Annotated in this window: 4 protein-coding genes and 1 pseudogene; 3 read left to right on the top strand and 2 right to left on the bottom strand. The window is 68.9% G+C overall.

Annotated elements, in window-relative coordinates; genetic code table 11:
• Window positions 1–1,068, bottom strand: a 1,068-nt coding sequence (locus OKW78_RS16500; protein WP_281196144.1) for a 3'-5' exonuclease, incomplete at its 3' end; no start/stop codon positions are given.
• A 129-nt stretch (window positions 1,069–1,197) separates the two neighbouring features.
• Here OKW78_RS16500 and OKW78_RS16495 point away from each other — a divergent pair.
• The 3 genes from OKW78_RS16495 to OKW78_RS16485 all read left to right on the top strand — a co-directional run bounded on the left by OKW78_RS16495 (window position 1,198) and on the right by OKW78_RS16485 (window position 2,400).
• Entirely contained in the window at window positions 1,198–1,371 is a 174-nt protein-coding gene (locus tag OKW78_RS16495; protein ID WP_203227857.1) for a hypothetical protein, read from the top strand.
• 95 nt (window positions 1,372–1,466) lie between these two features.
• Window positions 1,467–1,889 (top strand): hypothetical protein, encoded by a 423-nt coding sequence (locus OKW78_RS16490; RefSeq protein WP_281196143.1) that lies wholly within the window; start codon window positions 1,467–1,469, stop codon window positions 1,887–1,889.
• A 46-nt stretch (window positions 1,890–1,935) separates the two neighbouring features.
• Window positions 1,936–2,400, top strand: coding sequence for a hypothetical protein (locus OKW78_RS16485; RefSeq protein WP_281196142.1), 465 nt, complete (start codon window positions 1,936–1,938; stop codon window positions 2,398–2,400).
• 36 nt (window positions 2,401–2,436) lie between these two features.
• Here OKW78_RS16485 and OKW78_RS16480 read toward each other — a convergent pair.
• Window positions 2,437–3,439, bottom strand: a pseudogene (locus OKW78_RS16480) (chromosome segregation protein); the annotation flags it as partial.

Here is a 3,439-nt window from a genome sequence, read left to right as displayed (position 1 = left end):
CTCGCCGATGCGGGAGAGCCGATCGATCGAGAGGTCGACCTCGACGTCGTTCCGTTCATCGAGAACCTCCATGCGATCCAGGACGTACGGGGCGTCGAAGTCCTCGAAGTTCCAGCCGGTGAGCAGGTCGGGATCGGTGTCGTCGAGGTACTCGACGAACGCGTCTAACATTGCGGCCTCCTCCGCGAAGGTCCGGACCTCGAAGTCGAGTTCCCCGTCCTCGACGATCCCGTCGTAGTCGGGGAGTTCCGACGGCGACGGCACGTCGGCCTCGGGCGCGTCGTACAGCCAGACGACGTACTCGTCGTCGTAGGAGTCGTGGCTGGTGAGACAGATGATCGGCTCCTCGCCGTCCTCGGGGAACCCGCGGCGGTCGTCGACCTCGATGTCGAAGGTGTTCACTCGCATCTCGGCGTCGACCTCGGCCGGCTCGAGGTGGCCCTCGTGGACCTGGATCGTCCCCTCGTCGTCGTCGAGACGGCGCTCCTCGACCCGAAGCCCGCCGTTGAGCCCGTTGTCGATCAGAAAGCGGTTCGGAAAGAGGATGTCCGCCTCGAAGGTGGTCTCGAAGTCGTCGCGGATGTTCCCCACGTCGCGGGGGGTACGGGTGACGATCCGGGTGAGCGGCTCGCCGCGGATGCTCTCGTACGGCTCGCCGTCGGGGCCCTCCTCGCGAACGCCGATAACGACGTCGTACGCCTCGACCGGATCGCGCTCGAGCTCCGCGGTGGGCACGTAGAAGTACGGCTCGACGCCGAGCACGCGGAGGTGTTCGACGGTATCGTCGCCGTCGGGATCCGGCCGGCGACCGAACACGTGGACGACTGGATACTCGTCGCTGCCGTACCCCTCGACCGCGTAGTCGATCTGGGTGATCATCAGCTCGACGGTGCCGGTCGATTCCGGGAACTTCGCCTCGTCGACGTCGACGACGTCGCTGACGCGTCCGTGTCCGCCGCCGGCGACGACCTTCGCCTCCTCGGCGGCGAGGTCGCCGCGGGAGCCGTCTCCGCCGCCGTCGCCCGTCCCGCCGGGCGACGAGAAGTCCGAGAGCCCCGACTGAGTCATACGCTCCGTTCGGCGTACCCGGCTAAAAGACCGGCGTTCGTCCCCGCCACCGTCGGTCGCCGACGGGCCCGACCGGTGACACTCACCCCCACGGAAAAGCATATATCGTGCAACGACTTACCACGGTCCATGCCCTCGAACCCACTTCGGGACGACGGGACGCACCGCTCGGGCGACCACGACGCGGTCGACGCCGACGTGGAGGTGTACGAGGACGACGGCAACGTGGTACTCTTCGAGGCGGAGAACCCGCTCGCGTGGGTCGAGGCGAGCCGAACGGTCCGACTCGCCGACGCCGCCTGAGGCGGTCCGTCGGCCACGAACCAGCGATCCCCCGACGCACCCGCCCATGGCGGGCGGACACAACCCCTTTGACCCGTCGCGTCGTAGCGGCGGACGTGTTCTTCGACGAGGACGACGAGGGCGAGGTCTCCTTCGGGGAGAGCTCCGACGCCGAACGCGACATGACGCCGGACATCCCGAAGGCGCCCTCGGTGAAGACCTTCGACGACGACGGCGACTTCTCCGCCGCCGGCGACGTCGACGGCGACACCCTCCGCGCGTTCGTCGTCGCCGTGATCTACGCGAACGCCGCGGTCCTCCTCGTCGCGCTCGGCCCGCTCGTCTGGTTCTTCGAGGGATGGAGCCGGATCGGCGCGGGGCTCCTCGTCGTCGGGGCGTTGGCCGGGATCCGGACGTATCAGACGTACCGCTCGTGGGACCGATCGCGCGACGCCGGGGACGAAGACGACGCGGACGATGAGGGCGGCGGAGCGGAATCCGCGGACCATTCCGACCGCGATCGCTCCTCGGAACCGTGATCCGGTCCCGGAACGGTAATCCGTCCCGACGCCGTACCCGCTCCCCATGCAGACGGTTCGAGACGCCGACGGCGACACGTACCTCCTCGTGAAGCGGTCTGGCGACTCGAGCCGGATCCTGGACCCGGAGACGGGAGAGGAGCGGTACGTCGCGAACGACGCGCTGGAGGTCGTCGCCGGCGAGTCACCGCTCGCGACCGCCGCACGAGGGGTCCCCGAGCCGGTCCGCCGAACGATCCGGGCGGTCCACGACGACCGAACGCTGGGGCTGCTCGTCGAGATCGTCGACCGCGGACCGCTGTCGATCCTCGAGCTCGGCGACGCCTACGACATGTGTGAGTCCGACCTCCACGGCCGGCTCGCGGAGTTCCGCGTCGCGGGGCTGATCGAGGAGGCAGACGTGGCCGGCCGCCGGGGATACGCGGCGACGACGACCGCAGAGGAGGCGGTCCGGCTCCTGCGCGGCGAGAGGGTGACCGACGACGCGGAGCCGACTGACGACGGCTCGTAGCGGATCGCCTACCCGGAGCTCTGGGTCGCCCACGACTCAGTCGTCCGCGAGCGACGCGACGTCGATCCCGGCGGCGTCCTCCCGGGTGACGGTCGACCGGTTCGTTCGCGGGTCCTTCTCGACGGTCACGAGCTCGTCGGCGGCCCCGACGAGTTCGTCGTCGTGGCTCACGATCACGATCTGTTTGACGCCGAACCCGCGCATCTCCTCGACGAGGTCCACGAGCCGGGAGACGTGTCCGGAGTCGAGGAAGACGGTCGGCTCGTCCAGGATCAGCGGCGGCGTCGGCGCGGCCCCCTCGACCCCCTCCGCGAGGAGCCGGTAGATCGCACAGCGCAACGAGAGGTTGAAGAGCGCCCGCTCCCCGCCGGAGAGCTGTTCGGGATCGAGCGCCTCCCCGTCCTTCTGGTAGACGGTGAGGGCGTACTCGCCGTCGAGTTCGATGTGCGAGTACGCGTCGTTGCCGTACACCAGCTCGAACGTCTCGTTGAGGGTGCGTTCGAGTTCACGAACGTTGCGCTGGCGGAGCTCCGCGCGGAGATCGCCGTAGGTCGCCTCCAACTCGTCCGTCTCCTCGTGTAGCGACTCGAGGGACGCGACGGTTTCGGCGAGCGTTTCGCGCTCCTCGCGAAGCTCCTCTAACGTCTCTATCTCGCCTCTCACCCCACCGATCGCGTTCTGGAGTTCGGTTCGTCTCCCGTCGAGACGATCGAGCTCCTCGTCGACCTTCTCGAGGTACTCCTCCGCCTCCCGTTTCCGCCGTTTTGCCGTCTCGACTGCCTCCTCGTCGACCGCCTCGCGCAGTTCCTCGCGTCGCTCGCGCTTGTCCGCGAGCCGGTCCCGCCGCTCGTCGTTCACCGCCTCGAGGTTCTCGCGCTTCTCGCGGCGACGCTCGATCTCCGCGTTCAGTTCCTCGACGGTCGACAGACGCTCCTCGATCGCGTCCACCGCGTCGCGGGCGTCCTCGACGGTCGCCAGGGCGTCCTCCAACTCGCTCACGCGCTCGGCGGCGGCCTCGGCCTCCTCGCGTTTCTCCGCG

The sequence above is a fragment of the Halorubrum sp. F4 genome, from assembly GCF_027257195.1.
Classification (GTDB): Archaea; Halobacteriota; Halobacteria; order Halobacteriales; family Haloferacaceae; genus Halorubrum.
This window is presented reverse-complemented; position numbering and strand designations above follow the sequence as displayed.

What these genes read in the sequence shown, in the direction of transcription:
- OKW78_RS16495 (WP_203227857.1), top strand. Translation starts at nt 1,198, where the DNA reads ATGCCCTCGAACCCACTTCGGGACGACGGGACGCACCGCTCGGGCGAC.
- OKW78_RS16485 (WP_281196142.1), top strand. Translation starts at nt 1,936, where the DNA reads ATGCAGACGGTTCGAGACGCCGACGGCGACACGTACCTCCTCGTGAAG.